15 protein-coding genes are annotated in these 17,548 nt (G+C 65.7%); 9 read left to right on the top strand and 6 right to left on the bottom strand.

Going from position 1 to position 17,548, the window contains the following annotated elements; genetic code table 11:
* Positions 1-104 precede the first annotated feature (104 nt).
* Genes ACYX4S_RS10130 through ugpC form a run of 3 tightly spaced genes read left to right on the top strand, consistent with a single transcriptional unit; the run spans position 105 to position 2,909 of the window.
* On the top strand, positions 105-986 hold the full coding sequence (locus ACYX4S_RS10130) for an ABC transporter permease subunit (protein ID WP_293720476.1): 882 nt from the start codon (positions 105-107) through the stop codon (positions 984-986).
* A gap of 11 nt (positions 987-997) precedes the next feature.
* The gene (gene ugpE, locus ACYX4S_RS10125; RefSeq protein WP_422068562.1) at positions 998-1,840 is read left to right on the top strand and encodes a sn-glycerol-3-phosphate ABC transporter permease UgpE; all 843 of its coding nucleotides are present in this window, start codon (positions 998-1,000) and stop codon (positions 1,838-1,840) included.
* A gap of 10 nt (positions 1,841-1,850) precedes the next feature.
* Entirely contained in the window at positions 1,851-2,909 is a 1,059-nt protein-coding gene (gene ugpC / locus ACYX4S_RS10120) for a sn-glycerol-3-phosphate ABC transporter ATP-binding protein UgpC (protein WP_476360063.1), read from the top strand.
* Between the two features lie 86 nt (positions 2,910-2,995).
* Here the strand turns inward: ugpC and ACYX4S_RS10115 are convergent, their stop codons facing one another.
* From ACYX4S_RS10115 to ACYX4S_RS10105, 3 genes are all read right to left on the bottom strand, one after another.
* The gene (locus ACYX4S_RS10115; protein ID WP_476360062.1) at positions 2,996-4,117 is read right to left on the bottom strand and encodes a M20 family metallopeptidase; all 1,122 of its coding nucleotides are present in this window, start codon (positions 4,115-4,117) and stop codon (positions 2,996-2,998) included.
* 261 nt (positions 4,118-4,378) lie between these two features.
* Positions 4,379-6,052 carry a methyl-accepting chemotaxis protein gene (locus ACYX4S_RS10110; RefSeq protein WP_476360061.1) on the bottom strand — a complete coding sequence of 558 codons (1,674 nt, stop codon included), beginning with the start codon at positions 6,050-6,052 and terminating at the stop codon, positions 4,379-4,381.
* A 218-nt stretch (positions 6,053-6,270) separates the two neighbouring features.
* Positions 6,271-7,947: a methyl-accepting chemotaxis protein gene (locus ACYX4S_RS10105; protein ID WP_476360060.1), complete on the bottom strand. Its 1,677-nt coding sequence runs from the start codon at positions 7,945-7,947 to the stop codon at positions 6,271-6,273.
* A gap of 440 nt (positions 7,948-8,387) precedes the next feature.
* Between ACYX4S_RS10105 and ACYX4S_RS10100 the strand changes: the two genes are divergently transcribed.
* The 3 genes from ACYX4S_RS10100 to ACYX4S_RS10090 all read left to right on the top strand — a co-directional run bounded on the left by ACYX4S_RS10100 (position 8,388) and on the right by ACYX4S_RS10090 (position 12,018).
* Positions 8,388-9,083 (top strand): glutathione S-transferase family protein, encoded by a 696-nt coding sequence (locus tag ACYX4S_RS10100; RefSeq protein ID WP_476360059.1) that lies wholly within the window; start codon positions 8,388-8,390, stop codon positions 9,081-9,083.
* Positions 9,084-9,339: 256 nt separating this feature from the next.
* A complete protein-coding gene (gene ndk / locus ACYX4S_RS10095; protein ID WP_476360058.1) occupies positions 9,340-9,762 on the top strand; it encodes a nucleoside-diphosphate kinase in 423 nt (140 codons plus the stop codon).
* Between the two features lie 174 nt (positions 9,763-9,936).
* Complete coding sequence (locus tag ACYX4S_RS10090; protein ID WP_476360057.1) at positions 9,937-12,018, top strand: molybdopterin-containing oxidoreductase family protein; 2,082 nt, start codon at positions 9,937-9,939, stop codon at positions 12,016-12,018.
* Positions 12,019-12,042: 24 nt separating this feature from the next.
* On the opposite strand, the gene ACYX4S_RS10085 is transcribed toward ACYX4S_RS10090, so the two are convergent.
* A complete protein-coding gene (locus ACYX4S_RS10085; protein WP_476360056.1) occupies positions 12,043-12,843 on the bottom strand; it encodes a glutathione S-transferase family protein in 801 nt (266 codons plus the stop codon).
* A gap of 37 nt (positions 12,844-12,880) precedes the next feature.
* On the opposite strand from ACYX4S_RS10085, the gene ACYX4S_RS10080 reads away from it, so the two are divergent.
* Positions 12,881-13,609, top strand: a complete 729-nt coding sequence (locus tag ACYX4S_RS10080) for a helix-turn-helix transcriptional regulator (protein ID WP_476360055.1) — start codon at positions 12,881-12,883, stop codon at positions 13,607-13,609.
* A 9-nt stretch (positions 13,610-13,618) separates the two neighbouring features.
* On the opposite strand, the gene purN is transcribed toward ACYX4S_RS10080, so the two are convergent.
* Both purN and purM read right to left on the bottom strand, forming a co-directional pair.
* Complete coding sequence (purN, locus tag ACYX4S_RS10075; RefSeq protein WP_476362850.1) at positions 13,619-14,224, bottom strand: phosphoribosylglycinamide formyltransferase; 606 nt, start codon at positions 14,222-14,224, stop codon at positions 13,619-13,621.
* Positions 14,225-14,280: 56 nt separating this feature from the next.
* The gene (purM, locus tag ACYX4S_RS10070; RefSeq protein WP_476360054.1) at positions 14,281-15,357 is read right to left on the bottom strand and encodes a phosphoribosylformylglycinamidine cyclo-ligase; all 1,077 of its coding nucleotides are present in this window, start codon (positions 15,355-15,357) and stop codon (positions 14,281-14,283) included.
* A 337-nt stretch (positions 15,358-15,694) separates the two neighbouring features.
* On the opposite strand from purM, the gene ACYX4S_RS10065 reads away from it, so the two are divergent.
* Entirely contained in the window at positions 15,695-16,834 is a 1,140-nt protein-coding gene (locus ACYX4S_RS10065) for an AI-2E family transporter (RefSeq protein ID WP_476360053.1), read from the top strand.
* A complete protein-coding gene (locus ACYX4S_RS10060) occupies positions 16,827-17,519 on the top strand; it encodes an HdaA/DnaA family protein (protein ID WP_476360052.1) in 693 nt (230 codons plus the stop codon). Before ACYX4S_RS10065 ends, ACYX4S_RS10060 begins: the two co-directional genes overlap by 8 nt.
* Positions 17,520-17,548 lie beyond the last annotated feature (29 nt).

The raw sequence follows: 17,548 nt of genomic DNA, 5'->3' as shown, positions 1-17,548 counted from the left end.
GCTGGCCGGGGAGGAAACTCCCCGGCCTTCGCCCGTGACGGCCAGAAGCCGCGCCGGCGCTTTTTCCGCGTGCCGCCCGCCTCCACGAGAGCCCCCGCATCGCCATGAAACGTGTCCAGTTCGACAGCAAGACGCTGCCCTATCTCTTTCTGCTGCCGCAGCTCGCGGTCATCGTGATCTTCTTCTACTGGCCCTCGGTGCAGGCGATTTCCTCGTCCTTCTATCTCGAGGATCCGTTCGGTTTCGGCTCCACCTTCGTCGGCCTGGACAATTACGCCGATGTTCTGGGGTCGAGCGAATATCTGCGCATCGCGCGTTTCACGGTCTTCTTCACGGTGATCGTGACGCTTCTGTCGCTGTCGATCTCGCTGCTGCTGGCGGTCAAGGCCGACAACGTGTTGCGCGGCACCACCACCTACAAGACGCTTCTGATGTGGGTCTACGCCATCGCGCCGCCGGTGGCGGGCCTGATCGGCGTCATGTTCTTCGACCAGCACATCGGCCCCTTCGCGCGCTTCGCCCAGTCGCTCGGCTGGGACTACAAGCTCGGCCTCGACTACTACGACACCGGCCTGGCGCTCGTGACGATCTCCGTGTGGAAGCAGATACCCTACAACTTCATCTTCTTCCTGGCCGGGCTGCAGGCCATTCCGGCCGCCATTCGCGAGGCCGCCGCCATCGACTGCCGCTCCGGCTTCCGCCGCTTCTGGACGGTGATGCTGCCGCTGCTCGCGCCCACCGCGTTCTTCCTGCTCATCATCAACATGACCTACGCGCTGTTCGATACCTTCGGCATCGTCGACGTGGTGGTGAAGGACAAGCCGGCCAACAATCCGATCACGCTTGTCTACAAGGTCTACATGGACGGGTTCCGCGGCAACGACATCGGCGGGTCCTCCGCCCAGTCGGTGATCCTGATGGTCATCGTCTTCGTTCTCACCATCTTCCAGTTCCGCTTCATCGAGCGGCGCGTGCACTACGGCTGAGGAGACGTGTCATGCACCGTGTGAAGCTGTCCGATCATATCGTTCTTCTCCTTGGCTCGCTTTTCATGATCGGGCCGGTGGCGATCGCCTTCCTCACCTCGACCCATGACGCGGTGGAAATCCACCGCGAGGGGCTCCAGGCCACCTGGGGCGGGCATTTCCTCGACACCTACACCGATGTTCTGGTCAAGAAAGGCGGGTTCACCGGCCAGGTCACCGGCCTGCGCATGGTGATGAACTCGATGATCCTGGGCGTGGGCTTCGCCGTCGGCAAGATCGTGCTGTCCATGCTCGCCGCCTATGCGATCGTCTACTTCCGCTTCCGGATGGGCACGTTCTTCTTCTGGGTGATCTTCACCACCCTGCTGCTGCCCCTGGAGGTGCGCATCGTTCCCTCCTATGAGGTGGTCCAGAAGCTGGGCCTTCTGAATTCCTACACGGGCCTGATCGTGCCGCTGCTCGCCTCCGCGACCGGCACCTTCTACTTCCGCCAGTTCTACAAGTCGGTGCCGGACGAGTTGCTCGAGGCGGCGCGCATCGACGGGGCGGGGCCGTTCAAGTTCTTCGTCGACATCCTGCTTCCGGTCTCGCGCACGATGATTGCCGCCATGTTCATCATCATGTTCGTCTACGGCTGGAACCAGTACCTGTGGCCGATGATGATGACCACGGAGGAGGGGTATTTCACCCTCGTGCGCGGCATCAAGCAGATCCTCCTCGTCTGGGTTGGGTCCCAGATTCCCGATTACAATCAGGCCTTTGCCCTGGCGATCCTGGCCATGCTGCCGCCCGTTGTCGTGGTGGTGGTGTTCCAGCGCTGGTTCATCAAGGGCCTTACCGAGAGCGACAAGTGAGCGACATCTCATGGCAATGATTTCTCTCAATGACGTGCGCAAGGTCTACGGTGGCGCGTTCGAGGCGGTGAAGGGCGTGTCGCTCGACATCGACGACGGCGAGTTCCTGGTGCTGGTGGGACCGTCGGGATGCGGAAAGTCGACCTTGCTGCGCATGGTTGCCGGCCTGGAAACGATCACCGCCGGCGACGTGCGTATTGGCGAACGGGTCGTCAACGAGGTCGAGCCGGCCGAGCGCGACATCGCCATGGTGTTCCAGAACTATGCGCTCTATCCGCACATGAGCGTCTACGACAACATGGCCTACGGGCTGCGCAACCGGAAAACCCCGCGCGAGGAGATCGACGCCCGGGTCCGCGAGGCCGCGCGCGTGCTCGAACTGGAACCCTATCTGGAGCGTCGCCCGCGCGCGCTTTCGGGCGGCCAGCGCCAACGCGTCGCCATGGGCCGCGCCATCGTGCGCAAGCCCGAGGTGTTCCTCTTCGACGAGCCGCTGTCGAACCTCGATGCCAAGCTGCGCGTGCAGATGCGCGTCGAGATCAAGACGCTCCAGCGCCGGCTTGGTGTGACCTCGATCTACGTCACCCATGACCAGGTTGAGGCCATGACCATGGCCGACCGGATCATCGTCATGAACGGTGGCGCGGCGGAGCAGGTCGGAACCCCGCTTCAGGTCTACCAGAAGCCTGCGAGCATCTTCGTGGGCGGGTTCATCGGCTCGCCGCCCATGAACTTCCTGTCCGTCACGCGGCTGCGCGAGGCCGGGCTTCTGGGGCCGGTGGCGGAGACCGCTGACTCGGCCCGGGGGGCGGAGACCGTTGGCGTGCGGCCGGAGCATCTCGTGCCTTGCGAGGCGGATGTGGCGGTGCTTTCCGGTGAGCTTCTGGTCGCTGAGGCGCTCGGGGCCGAGACCTTGCTGCATGTGTCGCTTACCGATGGCGAACGCGTCATCGCCCGCGTTCCCGCCCATGAGGCGATCCCCGGGCAGGGGACTCGGATCCACCTGCGCTGCGGCCTCGACAGCCTGCACTATTTCGGCTCCGACGGGCGTCGGCTCGCCGACGCCTGACGAGGCGGTGCGACTGGTCATTACTCACGAAAAAGGGCGGGCGCCGGAAGCGCCCGCCCTTTGTGTGTCGCACCGCGTGCGAGCGGTCAGGACAGCGTTTCCATCAGCCGCTTGAGAAGCAGCATGCGCGGCTTCAGGGACGAAACGAAGATGTGCTCGTTGAGCGTATGCACATCGTCTCCGTCCGGGCCCAGTCCGTCGAGGGTCGGGATCCGGTCCGCGATGAAATTGCCGTCGGACCCGCCGCCGGTCTTTTCGCCGACCAGTTCGAAGCCGATTTCGGCGGCAAGCGTCGAGGCGTGATCGAAGAGGGCCTTCGACGCGTCACTCTGCTCGAACGGTGGCCGGTTCATGCCGCCGGTGATGGTGAGCTTCGTGTCCGGGGTCTTCGGGGTCAGCCCGGTGATGCGCGCGACCATCTCGTCCGCGGCCTCCGCGGTGGGAACGCGCAGATCGATCTCGGCCTGTGCGAACTGCGGCACCACGTTGGTGCCGGTGCCGCCGGTGATCTCGCCCACGTTCACGGTGATCTCGCGGTCGTAGTCGGTCATTGCCTCGAGAGCGATGATCTGGTGGGCGAGTTCCGTCACCGCGCTTCGGCCCTGCCAGTGGCGCGCGCCGGCGTGGGAGGGACGTCCCTCGACCTTGAGCGTGAAGCGGCCGACGCCCTTGCGCGCGGTGACCACATGACCGCCGTTGCGTGCCGGCTCGGTCACCAGCGCATATTTTGCGTGCTTGCCCTGATCCTCGATCAGTGCGCGCGAGGTCGGGCTGCCGACTTCCTCGTCGGAGGTGAAGAGGATGCGGGCCGGCAACGGCGGTGTGACGCCGCTTTCGGCGATGGCACGCATGGCCGCGAGGCCGTTGAAGGCGCCTCCCTTCATGTCGCAGATGCCCGGGCCAAAGCAGCGGTCTTCCTCGACGCGGATCGGAAGGTCGTTCTCGATCGTTCCCCTGGGGTGCACCGTATCGAGATGGCTCAGCAGCAGAACGCCCTTCTGCGCGTGGTCGCCCCAGGGCGAGAGCACCAGCAGGTGATCGCCCTTGCCGTCCCGGCCCGGAAAACGCTGGCAGGTGGCGCCGAAGCCCTCCGCCTGGCTCTGGACGAGGTCCATGATCGAGTTGAGTCCGGCCGTGTCGGGCGTGTGCGTCTCGATACGCACCCAGTCCAGAAGGCCGTCGAGAAGCGCGTCTGTCGACGGAAGCATGTCTATCCTCTTGAAGTGAAAGCTGCGCGGGGAACGTCGGGTGGGACACCAGTGATACCCCGGCCTGCGGGGACGGGCGAGGGGAAATCGTTGTGCGGCGCAAAGGAGCCGTGGCCCTGCCGGTCGGCTGCGGCACGCAAGGTGTCCGGGATCGCCACGTCACGTCAGGCCGATACAGCTCTCCTTTCTCCTTCAAGAAAAAAGCCGCCGCCGGTGTTTCCGGCGACGGCCCTTTTTTGTTGTTGCGGCTTTGCGCCTGTATCAGGCGGCTCGCACGCTCTTGAGGAAGGTCTCGACCTCGGCCTTGAGGGCGGAGGCGTCGCGGCTGACGGCGGAGGCGGCACCGGTCACATGGCCGGCGGCTTCCTTGGTCTCGCCGGCGGCATGGGAGACGCCGAGGATGTTGTCGGTGACGTCCTGCGTGCCGCGCGAGGCTTCCTCGACGTTGCGGGCGATCTCGCCGGTTGCCGCGCCCTGCTGCTCGACGGCTGCTGCGATGGCGGCTGCGATGGCGTTCATCTCCTCGACGGTCTTGCCGATGGACTGGACGGCGCCGACGGCGACCTGGGTCTCGCTCTGGATCGCGGAGATCTGCGAGGTGATCTCCTCGGTCGCCTTCGAGGTCTGGGAGGCAAGCTCCTTGACCTCGGCGGCGACGACGGCGAAGCCCTTGCCGGCCTCACCGGCGCGCGCGGCCTCGATGGTCGCGTTGAGGGCGAGCAGGTTGGTCTGCTCGGCGATGGCGGCGATCATGCTGACGACCTGGCCGATCTTCTCCGCCGCGTTTGCAAGTCCCTGGATCTGGTTGTCGGTCCGCTTGGCCTCGGTGACCGCCTGGGAGGCGATATGCGAGGACTTGGAGACCTGGGAGCCGATCTCGGAGATGGAGGAGGAGAGTTCCTCGGTTGCGGATGCGACGGTCTGGACGTTCGCGGCCGCCTGCTGCGCGGCGGATGCGACGGTCGCGGAGCGCGAGTTGGTGTCGTCGGCGATGCCGGCCATGCCGCGCGCGCTCTGCTCCATCTCGGTGGCGGAGGCGGTGACGGCTTCCAGCAGGTTCGCGGCGCTCTCGTCGAAGCGGCGTGTGAGGTCCTCGATGCGCCTTGCGCGTTCTTCGCGGACCTGCTGCTCCTTCGCCTGTTCGGCGGAGAGGTTGCGGCTGCTGATCATGCTCTCGCGGAAGACCTCGGTCGCATCGGCCATGTGTCCGATCTCGTCCTTGCCGCCGACGCCGGGGATCTGGACGGAGAGGTCACCGCCGGACAGACGCCGCATGGCCTCGGTGATCGCCGCGATCGGACGCGTGATGCTGTTGGACAGAAGGAGCGAAGCGCCCGCGATAAGCAGGATGAGAGGCAGGGTCCAGAGCACGGAGCGGATCGCCATGGACTGGAATTCCGCATAGATGTCGTCAACATAGAGAGCCGAGGTGATCGACCATTTCCACGGGGTGAAGGCTTTCGAGTAACCGATCTTCGGCGAAGGCTCCGTCTCGCCCAGGCGCGGGTAGTCATAGTCGGTGAAGCCGCCGCCCTTGATGGCATTGTCGAGGAACGTCTTGATATAGGCGCTCTTGACCGGGTCCTTCTTGTAGCTGTTCTTCCCTTCGACCTTGGCATTCGGATGGACGACCGTCATCGCATAGTTGTCCGCATCATAGTCGTGAGCGAAGACGTAGTCGGTGTCGTTGAAGCGGATCGAACGCAGTGTCAGTCGCGCGCGCTCCTTTGCCTCGTCGACCGTCAGCTTGCCGGCCTCGGCCTCTTTCGACAGTCCCTCCACGATCGCATATGCGGACTCAACCTGACTGCGGATGAGGGCGCGACGGTCTTTCATCAGCGTGTCGAACACGGCATAGGTCTGGATGCCGAGAACGACGAGCAGGGCGACGACGGCCCCTGCGACAAGGACCAGAAGTTTCTGTTTGATGGTCATGGGAGGAACGGCCCCGAAGCGTTGAAGAGGCCTCCATTGGCGCAGAAAATCTTCAAGGATACGTAAAAGTCGCATGTTTCCCCGGAGGGAATTTCACTTTTTTCTTCTGAAAATTAGGGAGGGATTTTCCGGGTCAAAAAGGTGGCGGGGCTTCCAAAAAAAGGCCGTCGCCGGTGTTCCCGGCGACGGCCTCTTGTTGCTGCGGTTTTGCGCCTTTGTCAGGCGGCGCGCACGCTCTTGAGGAAGGTCTCGACCTCGGCCTTGAGGGCGGAGGCGTCGCGGCTGACGGCGGAGGCGGCACCGGTCACATGGCCGGCGGCTTCCTTGGTCTCGCCGGCGGCATGGGAGACGCCGAGGATGTTGTCGGTGACGTCCTGCGTGCCGCGCGAGGCTTCCTCGACGTTGCGGGCGATCTCGCCGGTTGCGGCACCCTGCTGCTCGACGGCTGCTGCGATGGCGGCTGCGATGGCGTTCATCTCCTCGACGGTCTTGCCGATGGACTGGACGGCGCCGACGGCGACCTGGGTCTCGCTCTGGATCGCGGAGATCTGCGAGGTGATCTCCTCGGTCGCCTTCGAGGTCTGGGAGGCAAGCTCCTTGACCTCGGCGGCGACGACGGCGAAGCCCTTGCCGGCCTCACCGGCGCGCGCGGCCTCGATGGTCGCGTTGAGGGCGAGCAGGTTGGTCTGCTCGGCGATGGCGGCGATCATGCTGACGACCTGGCCGATCTTCTCCGCCGCGTTTGCAAGTCCCTGGATCTGGTTGTCGGTCCGCTTGGCCTCGGTGACCGCCTGGGAGGCGATGTGCGAGGACTTGGAGACCTGGGAGCCGATCTCGGAGATGGAGGAGGAGAGTTCCTCGGTTGCGGATGCGACGGTCTGGACGTTCGCGGCCGCCTGCTGTGCGGCGGATGCGACGGTCGCGGAGCGCGAGTTGGTGTCGTCGGCGATGCCGGCCATGCCGCGCGCGCTCTGCTCCATCTCGGTGGCGGAGGCGGTGACGGCTTCCAGCAGGTTTGAGGCGCTCTCATCGAAGCGGCGGGTGAGGTCCTCGATGCGCCTTGCGCGTTCTTCGCGGACCTGCTGCTCCTTCGCCTGTTCGGCGGAGAGGTTGCGGCTGCTGATCATGCTCTCGCGGAAGACCTCGGTCGCATCGGCCATGTGTCCGATCTCGTCCTTGCCGCCGACGCCGGGGATCTGGACGGAGAGGTCACCGCCGGACAGACGCCGCATGGCCTCGGTGATCGCCGCGATCGGACGCGTGATGCTGTTGGACAGAAGGAAGGCGGCCGCGCCGATCAGGGCGATGAGCGGGATGATCCACATCGCGCTTTCCAGCAACTCGCCATAGAAGGCGGTGGTCACGTCGTCGACGTAGAGCGACGCCGAGATCGCCCAGTGCCAGGGAGCGTAACCGTCGGTATAGGCAACCTTCGGGGACGGCTCGGTCTCGCCAAGGCGCGGGTAGTCATAGTCGGTGAAACCGCCGCCGGCTCGGGCCGCCTCGACCTGGCCGATCACATACTCGGACCCGTTGGCATCCTTGGCGGACCAGAGGTTCTTGCCCACGATTTTCGCGTTGGGATGAGAGACGACCACACCCTGGTTCGCCGGATCGGAGTCGATCACCACGAAGTAGTCGGTCTCGTTGAAGCGCATGGAGGTCAGAAGGCTCTTCGCGACGCGCTGAGCCTCGTCCATCGACATCTTGCCAGCCCTGGCCTCCTCCGCGATGGCCTTCACCATCGTGGTTGCGGTTTCGACCTGGGTGCGGACCATTTCACGGCGATCATGCATCATCGAGCCGTAAAGCGAGTAAACCTGCACACCGGCGACAAGAAGCAGGGCCGCCAGCGTTCCGCCGACGAGCGCGAGCATTTTCTGTTTGATGGACATGGGACCTGTAAGCCTCAAGATGAGAGAGTATTCTGTATTGATGCGCCTTAATTCTTGAAAACCGGTTAAATGCACGCGCTCATGGCCGGCATTTTCTCTGTGCGGTGCGTTTTGGCGGATTTTATTGAAGGGAAGTTTCGTTCTATATGTGTAATAAATGAAAAGTATACATGGGTTTTTGCGTGAATATTGTGCGTCATACGAAATTTTATGTCCGACCATTTCGGCGATCTCATCATAAAATTGACTGATTGTGGACGAAGTAGCTTTTCCTCCCTTTGCGGAATGGCTTTGCGCGGGGTTGTGGACAACTAGGCGTAACGTCTTGCGTGTTTGCGTGAGCTTTTCTTCATGCTTGTGAAAACAAGCGGGTTTGCAATCTGGACGGGCCGGCGTCAGTGTGCGGGGCCGATCTGGTCCGGCCACATGGGAGGGACGTGGTGAGTCTTGTTTTGTACGAATTGTGCGGTGCCGACAGCGCCCGCTGTTTCAGCCCCTATGCCTGGCGTGTTCGAATGGCCCTCCTGCACAAGGGGCTTGCCTTCGAACGGCGTCCGACGCCCTTCACGAAGATCGCGCGGATCGCGCCCGAGGTAAGCCGCACGGTGCCCGTCCTGGTCGATGGCGACAAGGTGCTCTCCGAAAGCTGGGACATCGCCTGCTATCTGGAAGACACCTACCCCGACCGGCCGAGCCTGTTCGGTGGTGAGGGCGGCCGCGCGGCCGCGAGACTGATCGAATCCTGGGCCAATGCGTCGATCAGCGGCCGTATCGTGCGAATGGTCGTGCGTGACATCCACGACATTCTCGCTCCCGAGGACCAGGCCTACTTCCGCACCACCCGCGAGGAGCGGTTCGGGGCGACCCTGGAAGAGGTGCAGGCGGACCGGGACGAGCGGCTCGCGGATCTTGCGACCGCGCTGCTTCCCATGCACCTGATGCTGAAAAACCAGCCGTTCATCGGCGGGGACGCACCGCTGCACACCGATTATCTGTTGTTCGGAACGCTGCAGTGGGCGCGGGTGTCGAGCCCGTTCCAGATGGTCGATCCGTCGTCCCCGATCGGGCAGTGGTTCGAGCGTTGCCTGGATCTTTACGACGGGCACGCAAGGGCTACGCCTGCCGCTGCGGCTTAAGCCGGCAAAACTCTGGCGTCTCGAAGCGGGGAAACCCGGCGTCGACCCGCGTGCTGCGGCCTTGCGGGGCGGGCGGCGCCCGGCTATACGCAGGGCGCGCCGGCTCGTCCGGCCAGGGATCACGACAGCGCGGCCGGCGACCGGGTTCAGGTTGCAGCCGCCAGGCGGCGGTGGAGCTTGTCTCCGCCATCCCCGACAGACACGCCCGAATGACACGCGCCCGACGACAGGGCCGAGCGATACAGGATTGAACGATATGGCGATCGAACGCACCTTCTCGATGATCAAGCCGGATGCGACCAAGCGCAACCTGACCGGCGCAATCACCGCAATGCTCGAAGAGGCCGGCCTGCGCGTCGTCGCTTCCAAGCGCGTGTGGATGTCCCGCCGCGAGGCGGAAGGCTTCTACGCCGTCCATGCCGAGCGTCCGTTCTTCGGTGAGCTGGTCGAGTTCATGTGCTCCGGCCCGACCGTCGTGCAGGTTCTCGAGGGTGAGAACGCGGTTGCGCGCAACCGTGAAGTGATGGGCGCCACCAACCCGGCCGACGCGGCCGAGGGCACCATCCGCGCCACCCACGCCCTGTCCATCGGCGAGAACTCGGTGCATGGCTCCGACGCCCCCGAGACGGCTGCCGAGGAGATCGCCTTCTGGTTCTCCGGCACCGAGATCGTCGGCTGATCCGGTAAGCCGCCTTCAAAGGTTTCGATATGCGAAAGCCGGCCACATGGCCGGCTTTCGTCGTTTGTGGGTCCACGCGCCGCGCTGGTTCTTGCCAGTCTGGTTCTTGACAGGACTTGGGGCGATCGCGGACCTTGGCCGGCCAATTTCACATCCGCGAGCCCGGAACTCCCAATGAACGCACCTGTCCTCAGGGCCTCGGCCTGTCCGCATGACTGTCCCTCCACCTGCGCGCTGGAGGTGGAGGTTGGCGCCGACGGTCGTATCGGTCGCCTGCGCGGGGCGAAGGGTAACGCCTATACCGCCGGTGTCATCTGCGCCAAGGTCGCACGCTACGCCGACAGGCTCTATCACCCCGACCGTCTGACGAAGCCGCTCCGGCGCGTTGGCCCCAAGGGGGAAGGGCGTTTCGAGGAGATTTCCTGGGACGAGGCGCTCGACGCGGTCGCTGAAGCGTTCCTCAAGGCCGAGGCGGCACACGGGGCGCAAAGCGTGTGGCCCTACCACTATGCCGGCACCATGGGACTCGTGCAGCGCGATTCCATCCACCGGCTACGCCATGCCAAGGGCTATTCGCGCCAGTTCGACACGATCTGCACCAACCCGGCCTGGACCGGCTACATCGCGGGCACGGGACGGCTTGCCGGACCCGACCCGCGCGAGATCGCGCGTGCCGATGCGGTGGTGATCTGGGGCACCAATGCCGTTTCCACGCAGGTCAACGTGATGACCCATGCGATCACGGCACGAAAGAGCCGCGGCGCGAAGATCGTGGCGATCGACGTCTATCCGACACAGACCGTGAAACAGGCGGACATGGGGCTGGTTCTCAAGCCCAGCACAGATGCGGCGCTGGCCGTGGCGGTGATGCACGTGCTTTTCCGCGATGGCTATGCCGACCGCGCCTATCTCGAGCGCTATACGGATTGTCCCGCCGATCTCGAGGCCCATGTCGCAACGCGTCCGCCGGAGTGGGCGGCGGCGATCACCGGCCTTTCGGTCGAGGAGATCGAGGCGTTCGCGCGGCTCGTGGGCGAGACGAAGCGCACCTTCTTCCGCCTTGGCTACGGCTTCACCCGTTCGCGCAACGGCACCGTGTCCATGCACGCGGCCTCCTGCATCGCGGCGGTGACGGGTGCATGGGCCCATGAGGGCGGTGGTGCCTTCCACAACAACGGCGCGATCTACACGCTCGACAAGTCGATGGTCGAGGGCAAGAGCCTCGTCGACCCGTCTGTGCGCCAGCTCGACCAGAGCCAGATCGGCCGGGTTCTGACGGGCGACGCGGAAGCACTGAGGGGCGGTCCTCCGGTGACCGCCATGCTCATCCAGAACACAAATCCCGTTTCCGTCGCTCCCGAGCAGGACCTGGTGAAGCAGGGCTTCGCGCGCGAGGATCTCTTCGTCTGCGTGCACGAGCAGTTCATGACCGAGACGGCGAAGATGGCCGATATCGTCCTTCCCGCGACCCAGTTCCTGGAGCATGACGACGTCTACAAGGGGGGCGGACACCAGTACATCCTGCTGGGGCCGAAGCTGACCGAGGGGCCGGGCGAGACACGCGAGAACCTTTTCGTGCTCAACGAGATCGCCCGGCGGGTCGGGGCGGCCGAGCATCCCGGCTTTGCCATGAGCGCACGCGAGCACATCGACTGGATGCTCAAGGCGTCGGACTTCGGCTCGCTGGAGGAGCTCGAGCGCGACGGCTGGATCGACTGTCAGCCGGCCTTCGAGCAGGCGCACTACCTTGACGGCTTTGCCTGGCCGGACGGGAAATTCCGCTTCCGTCCCGACTGGACGAACGTGCCGGCGCCCAACGACGGCGCCATGGGACCGTTCGCCGCCATGCCGGCTCTGCCCGATTACTGGGCGGTGATCGACGAGGCGGACGAGGAACATCCCTTCCGTCTCGTCACGGCGCCCGCGCGCTCCTTCCTCAACTCCACCTTCAACAAGACGCCGGAGTCGCGGAAGAAGGAGGGCCGGCCGGACCTCATGATGGGGCGCGAGGACGCGGACCGTCTCGGGCTGGATGACGGTGCGCTCGTTCGTATCGGCAACCGGCGCGGCGCGGTGACGCTGCACCTCAGGCTGACGGAGGGCCTCAGGCCCGGCGTGGTCATCGCCGAAGGCATCTGGCCCAATGACGCCTACCCGGACGGATGCGGCATCAATACCCTGACGACGGCGGAGACCATCGCTCCCTACGGCGGCGCCGCCTTCCACGACACCGCCATCTGGGTGCGCCCGGCCTGAGGCCGGCCGGTTCGCGCGACAGGCTCAGGCCGTCGTTTCGGCCAGGGTCGCGAGGTGCGCCGGGATCTGCGTCGCGCCTGGAAAGACCGTCTGCTCGAAACGCACCACATAGGCCGCGAAGGTCGGGATGGCCCGCGTATGGCGGATGAGCGGCGTGTCCACCTCGAGGCAGAGCAGGGCATAAAGCAGCCCGGCGACCGTCGCGTCCACGCTCGTCGGGCGGTCGCCCATGAAGAAGGGCTTGTCGTCCAGCCACACGGCGATGGAATCGAGATCGTCGCAGCCGAAGCGGTAGAGGTCGTCCGGTGTGTGGCGGCCCAGTCCCTGTGCGTGAAGCGTGTGCTTCACCTCGCCGCGTACGGCCAGGAACGTCTCGCGCCGGGCCGGCTCGTCCAGATGGCCGAAGGCGAGGCTGCTCATCACCGCCTCGCAGGCGGGCTCCATCCAGCGCGTGTAGGCCAGAACCCAGCGCAGGTGCTCTTCCGCCATGCGGCGAAAGGCTTCCGCTATGGCGCGTTCCTGCAGTGTGAGGCTGCTGTCGCAGGTAAGCCTGCCGCTGTCCTCTAGATGGTGTTGGATGAGGGAACTGTCGGGGATAAGACGACCGTCTTCGCGCAGCACCGGTATCTTGTCATGGGGCATGAGATCTGGGGCGGGCGGGATTTTGGTGTACTCCGTGCCGCTCAGGGCAAGCAGCGCCTCCGCCTTGTAACCGAAGGGCGAAAGGCTGCGCAGCCCGGCAGGTGTGGGGAAGTCGACAAGTTCAGGCATGGCGGGGGTCTCCGTTGTATCGGCGACCTTGTAGGGCAGGCGTGCTGACAGCATAGTGTCAGCATGTTTTCCCAACCGGAGCGTGGTTCCCATGCGTCGTGCCGACCGCCTGCTGCAGATCCTGCAAATCCTGCGCCGCGCCCGCGCCCCGGTCAGCGGGGCGGCCATCGCCGAGGAACTGGAGGTCTCGCTGAGGACCATCTATCGCGATATCGCCGCGCTGGAGGGAACCGGGGTCCCCGTTCGCGGGGAAGCGGGCATCGGCTATGTGCTGGAGGAGGGCTACGATCTTCCCCCGCTGATGTTCACGGCGGAGGAACTGGAGGTGGTCATGCTGGGTCTGCGCATGGCGGAGGGGCGGGGCGACGCAGCCCTTGCCCGCACGGCGCGGGACGCGGTGGCCAAGATCGCGACCGTGCTGCCCGCGCATCTGCGGGAGGGATTTCTCGATGCCCCGCTTTACGCGCCATCGGCGGCACTGCCGCCGGAGGACCGGATCTGCCTTGCGAGACTGCGCGAGGGTCTGCGGTCGGGGCGCAAGCTGGAGATCGTCTACCAGGTGCCGGGCCGCGTGCCGGAACGGCGTGTCGTTTGGCCCATCGTGCTGGCGTTCTTTGAGCGCGCGCGGGTTCTGGCGGCCTGGTGCGAACTGCGCGGCGCCTATCGCAATTTCCGCTCAGACCGGATCCTGTCGATGGAGGTTCTGGACGCGCGTCCGCCACGTGCCCGCTCCTGGCTCTACCGCGACTGGTGGGCGGTGGAGATGAAGCCGCTCGAAGAGGAGCGCCGGGCCTGCATGGTGGCCGCGAGAAGCGCCTGAACGCCCGTCTCAGGCCGAAGGCACGATGAGCGCGGGGATCTCGGCATTGCCACGGTCCGTGCGCGTCACCCGCATTCCCTCGATGGAAAACGCGCCCGCGGCGACGAGCGCGAGCGCGCGGGGGTAGATCTCGTGCTCGACGGCGAGCACGCGTGCCGCGAGGCTGGCTTCCGTGTCGTCGTCGGCGACCGCCACCGCGCCTTGCGCGATGATCGGACCGGCGTCCATTTCCGCGCGCACGAAATGCACCGTCGCCCCGTGGATCTTGCAGCCCTCGGCAAGCGCGCGCGCATGCGTGTCCAGCCCCTTGAACGACGGCAGCAGGGCAGGGTGGATGTTGATCAGCCGGTCGGTCCACTGTTCCACGAACCAGGGCGTGAGAAGACGCATGAAGCCGGCAAGGCAGACGAGTTCGATGCCATGGGCCTCGAGTTCGCCCTGGAGCAGTTCCTCGAACGCCTGACGTCCGCCCTTGCCACGATGATCGATGGTCGCCGTGGCGATGCCGGCCGCTTTCGCCTTGTCCAGAGCCGGAGCGCCGGGACGGTTGGAAAGCACCAGCGCGATCTCCGCCGGGTAGTCCGGATCGGACGCGGCGTCCAGAAGCGCTGTCATGTTCGAGCCGCGGCCCGAAACGAGGATCGCGGTGCGGCGACGGGCTGGGGTGGAACTCACAGGCCCAGCGCCCCGTCGAAGACGACGGCGTCACCGTCTCGCGTCTCGAGCCTGCCGAGCGTGACGACGTTCTCGCCCTCCTTGCGCAGAACCTCTGCGACCGCTTCCGCCTGATCCTGGGCGACCGCGACCACCATGCCGATGCCGCAGTTGAAGGTGCGAAGCATCTCGCTCTGCACGACGCCGCCGGCCCCGGCGAGCCAGCCGAAGACCGGAGGCACGGGGATGGCGGACAGGTCGATGCGCGCGGCCAGCCCCTTGGGCAGCACGCGCGGCAGGTTTTCCGGCAGGCCGCCGCCGGTGATATGGGCAAGGGCCTTGATGCCGTCGTTGGCCCGGATCGCCGCGAGAAGCGGCTTCACATAGATGCGCGTCGGCGTCATCAGCGCCTCGCCCAGCGTCGCGCCCGGCGCGAAGGGAGCGGCATCGGTCCAGGTCAGGCCGCTGGTCTCCACGATCTTACGTACCAGCGAGAAGCCGTTGGAGTGGACACCCGACGACACGAGCCCGAGCAGGATGTCCCCCTCGGCGGCATCGGCGCGCGGCAGCAACGCGCCACGCTCCGCCGCGCCCACGGCGAAACCGGCCAGGTCGTAGTCGCCCGCGCGGTACATGCCCGGCATCTCGGCCGTCTCGCCGCCGATCAGCGCGCAGCCGGAGATGCGGCATCCCTCGGCAATGCCCTTCACCACGTCGCTGGCGACCTCGAGGTCGAGTGCGCCGCAGGCATAGTAGTCGAGGAAGAGCAGCGGCTCGGCGCCCTGCACGACAAGGTCGTTGACGCACATGGCCACAAGGTCGATGCCCACGGTCGCATGGACGCCGCTGTCGATGGCGATCTTGAGCTTTGTGCCCACGCCGTCATTGGCCGCGACCAGGATGGGATCGTCGAAGCCCGCCGCCTTGAGGTCGAACAGGCCGCCGAACCCGCCGATCTCGCTGTCGGCGCCCGGCCGTGCCGTCGCCTTGACGAAGGGCTTGATGCGGCGGACGAGCTCGTTGCCCGCGTCGATGTCGACACCGGCATCCGCATAGCTCAGGCCATTGCGGGGGGGCTGGCTCGCTGCGCTCATCGCATTCGTCTCCAGGTGCTCTTTGTGAAGGGCTCTTTGTGAAAGAGCGCGCATACAAACACAGAAAAAGGGGAATGCAAGTGAAACCGCCAGCCTTGCACAGGCGTTGGGCGGCAAAAGGAACGGATCTTGCGCCGATGACGGACGAGGAACGCCACCTGGGGTGCCCGGCCGGCGCAAATCCTGCGGAAAGCGGGCATGACGCGGTGCGAAGCTTGACGGTGTTTGCGCCGCCTGCCTATCTGCCAGAACACGGTCGGCCGCGTTTTCACGCAGGCGGCGACCACCCGAAAGTCCCGGATATCCGGGGCGGGGCGGAAGAAGGGGCACGTATACCGTGACGTTGCAGCGACAGATCTACTTCTGGCTTGGGTCCTTCATCGCCTTTGTTGCCTTCGTCTATCTGTTCAGCCCCATCCTGCTGCCCTTCGTGGCGGGCATGGCGCTGGCCTATCTGCTCGATCCCGTCGCCGACCGGCTGGAGGCCATGGGCCTGCCGCGTCTTGGCGCGACGCTGATTATCCTCGTCTCCTTCGTGCTGATCTTCCTGCTGGTTCTGCTCCTCATGCTGCCGCTGCTCGGCAACCAGCTTTCCGGCTTCCTCAAGGCGCTTCCCGGGCTGGTCAATTCGCTCCAGTCTCTGGTGAGCGACAATCTCGGCGAACGCGTGTTCTCCCTTTTCGGAATGGGGGGAGAGGACCTGAAGTCCAATGTCGGTTCGCTGCTGGGCGAGGGAGCCGGCTGGGTCGCGAGCTTCGCCAAGTCGATCTGGAACGGCGGCCAGGCGCTGCTGTCCGTCATATCGCTCTTCGTGGTGACGCCGGTTGTCGCCTTCTATCTGCTGCTCGACTGGGACCACATGGTCGAGCGCATCGACAGCTGGCTGCCGCGCCCCTATCAGGCGACGATCCGCCGGCTCGCCGGCGAGATGGACCGGGCGGTCGCGGGCTTCGTCCGCGGGCAGGTGAGCGTCTGCATCCTGCTCGGCACCTATTACGCCATCGGCCTCGTCGCCGTCGGGCTGAACTTCGGCCTGCTCATCGGCATCGGCGCTGGCCTCGTCAGCTTCATTCCCTATGTGGGCGCGACGCTGGGCCTCGTCGTCTCGCTCGGGGTCGCGCTTGTCCAGTTCTGGCCGGACTGGCCCATGGTCGTGGCCGTGCTGGTGGTCTTCGCCACCGGCCAGTTCCTGGAAGGCAACATCCTGCAGCCCAAGCTTGTCGGCTCCAATGTCGGCCTGCACCCGGTCTGGCTGATGTTCGCGCTCTTCGCCTTCGGCTACCTCTTCGGCTTCGTGGGGATGCTGATCGCCGTTCCCGCCTCGGCCATGATCGGCGTGCTCGCGCGTTTCGCGCTCTCGCAGTATCTTCACAGCCGCCTCTATGCGGGCGCGCCCGGGCAGGCCGGCGCGGCGGAACACCCCGACGCGCTCGGCGACGGGCAGAAAGGAATGGCCGGGGAGACACGCAATGGCTGAGACCAAGCCTCTCGCGCTGGACCAGATCCCGCTTGTGCTGCCGCATGAGGCCGCCTTCGGGCGTGACGACTTCCTGCCCGGAGCATCGAACGCGGCCGCCGTCTCGCTCATCGAGTCCTGGCCGGACTGGCCTTCGCCGGTCGTGCTTCTGGCGGGCCCGGTCGGCTCGGGCAAGACCCATCTCGTCCATGTGTGGCAGGAGATCAGCGGCGCGGTCATCGTCAATGCCCGCGATCTGGTGGAGACGGAAGCGGATGCGCTCGCCCGGCACGGAGCGGTCGCCGTGGAGGATGCCCATGCGGGCGTCGACCAGGCGGCGCTGTTTCATCTCATCAACGCGGTGCGCGGGCATGGCGCGCATCTGCTCGTCACGGCGCGCACATGGCCGCAGTCCTGGGGGCTGACGCTGCCCGACCTCGCCTCCCGCCTGCGTGCCGCCACGCCGCTGGAAATTCTCGAGCCGGACGACGAACTGCTGCGCCGGGTTCTGGTCAAGCTCTTCGCGGATCGGCAGATCGATGTCGATCCGGCGGTGGTCGACTATCTGGTGGTTCGCATGGAGCGTTCGCTCGCCGCCGCCCAGGACATCGTGGACCGGCTGGACCGCGCATCGCTGTCGGCCGGGCGCGGCATCACCCGACCGCTTGCCGCGAGGGTGCTCGACGCCCTGTCCACAGCCCGGTAGGCGATCCGCGCGATGGGGGCGGGCGTTGA

The sequence above is a fragment of the Stappia sp. ABD4_338 genome, assembly GCF_056312175.1.
The sequence above is the reverse complement of the archived record's forward strand: the minus strand, read 5'-3'. Positions and strand labels throughout refer to the sequence as shown.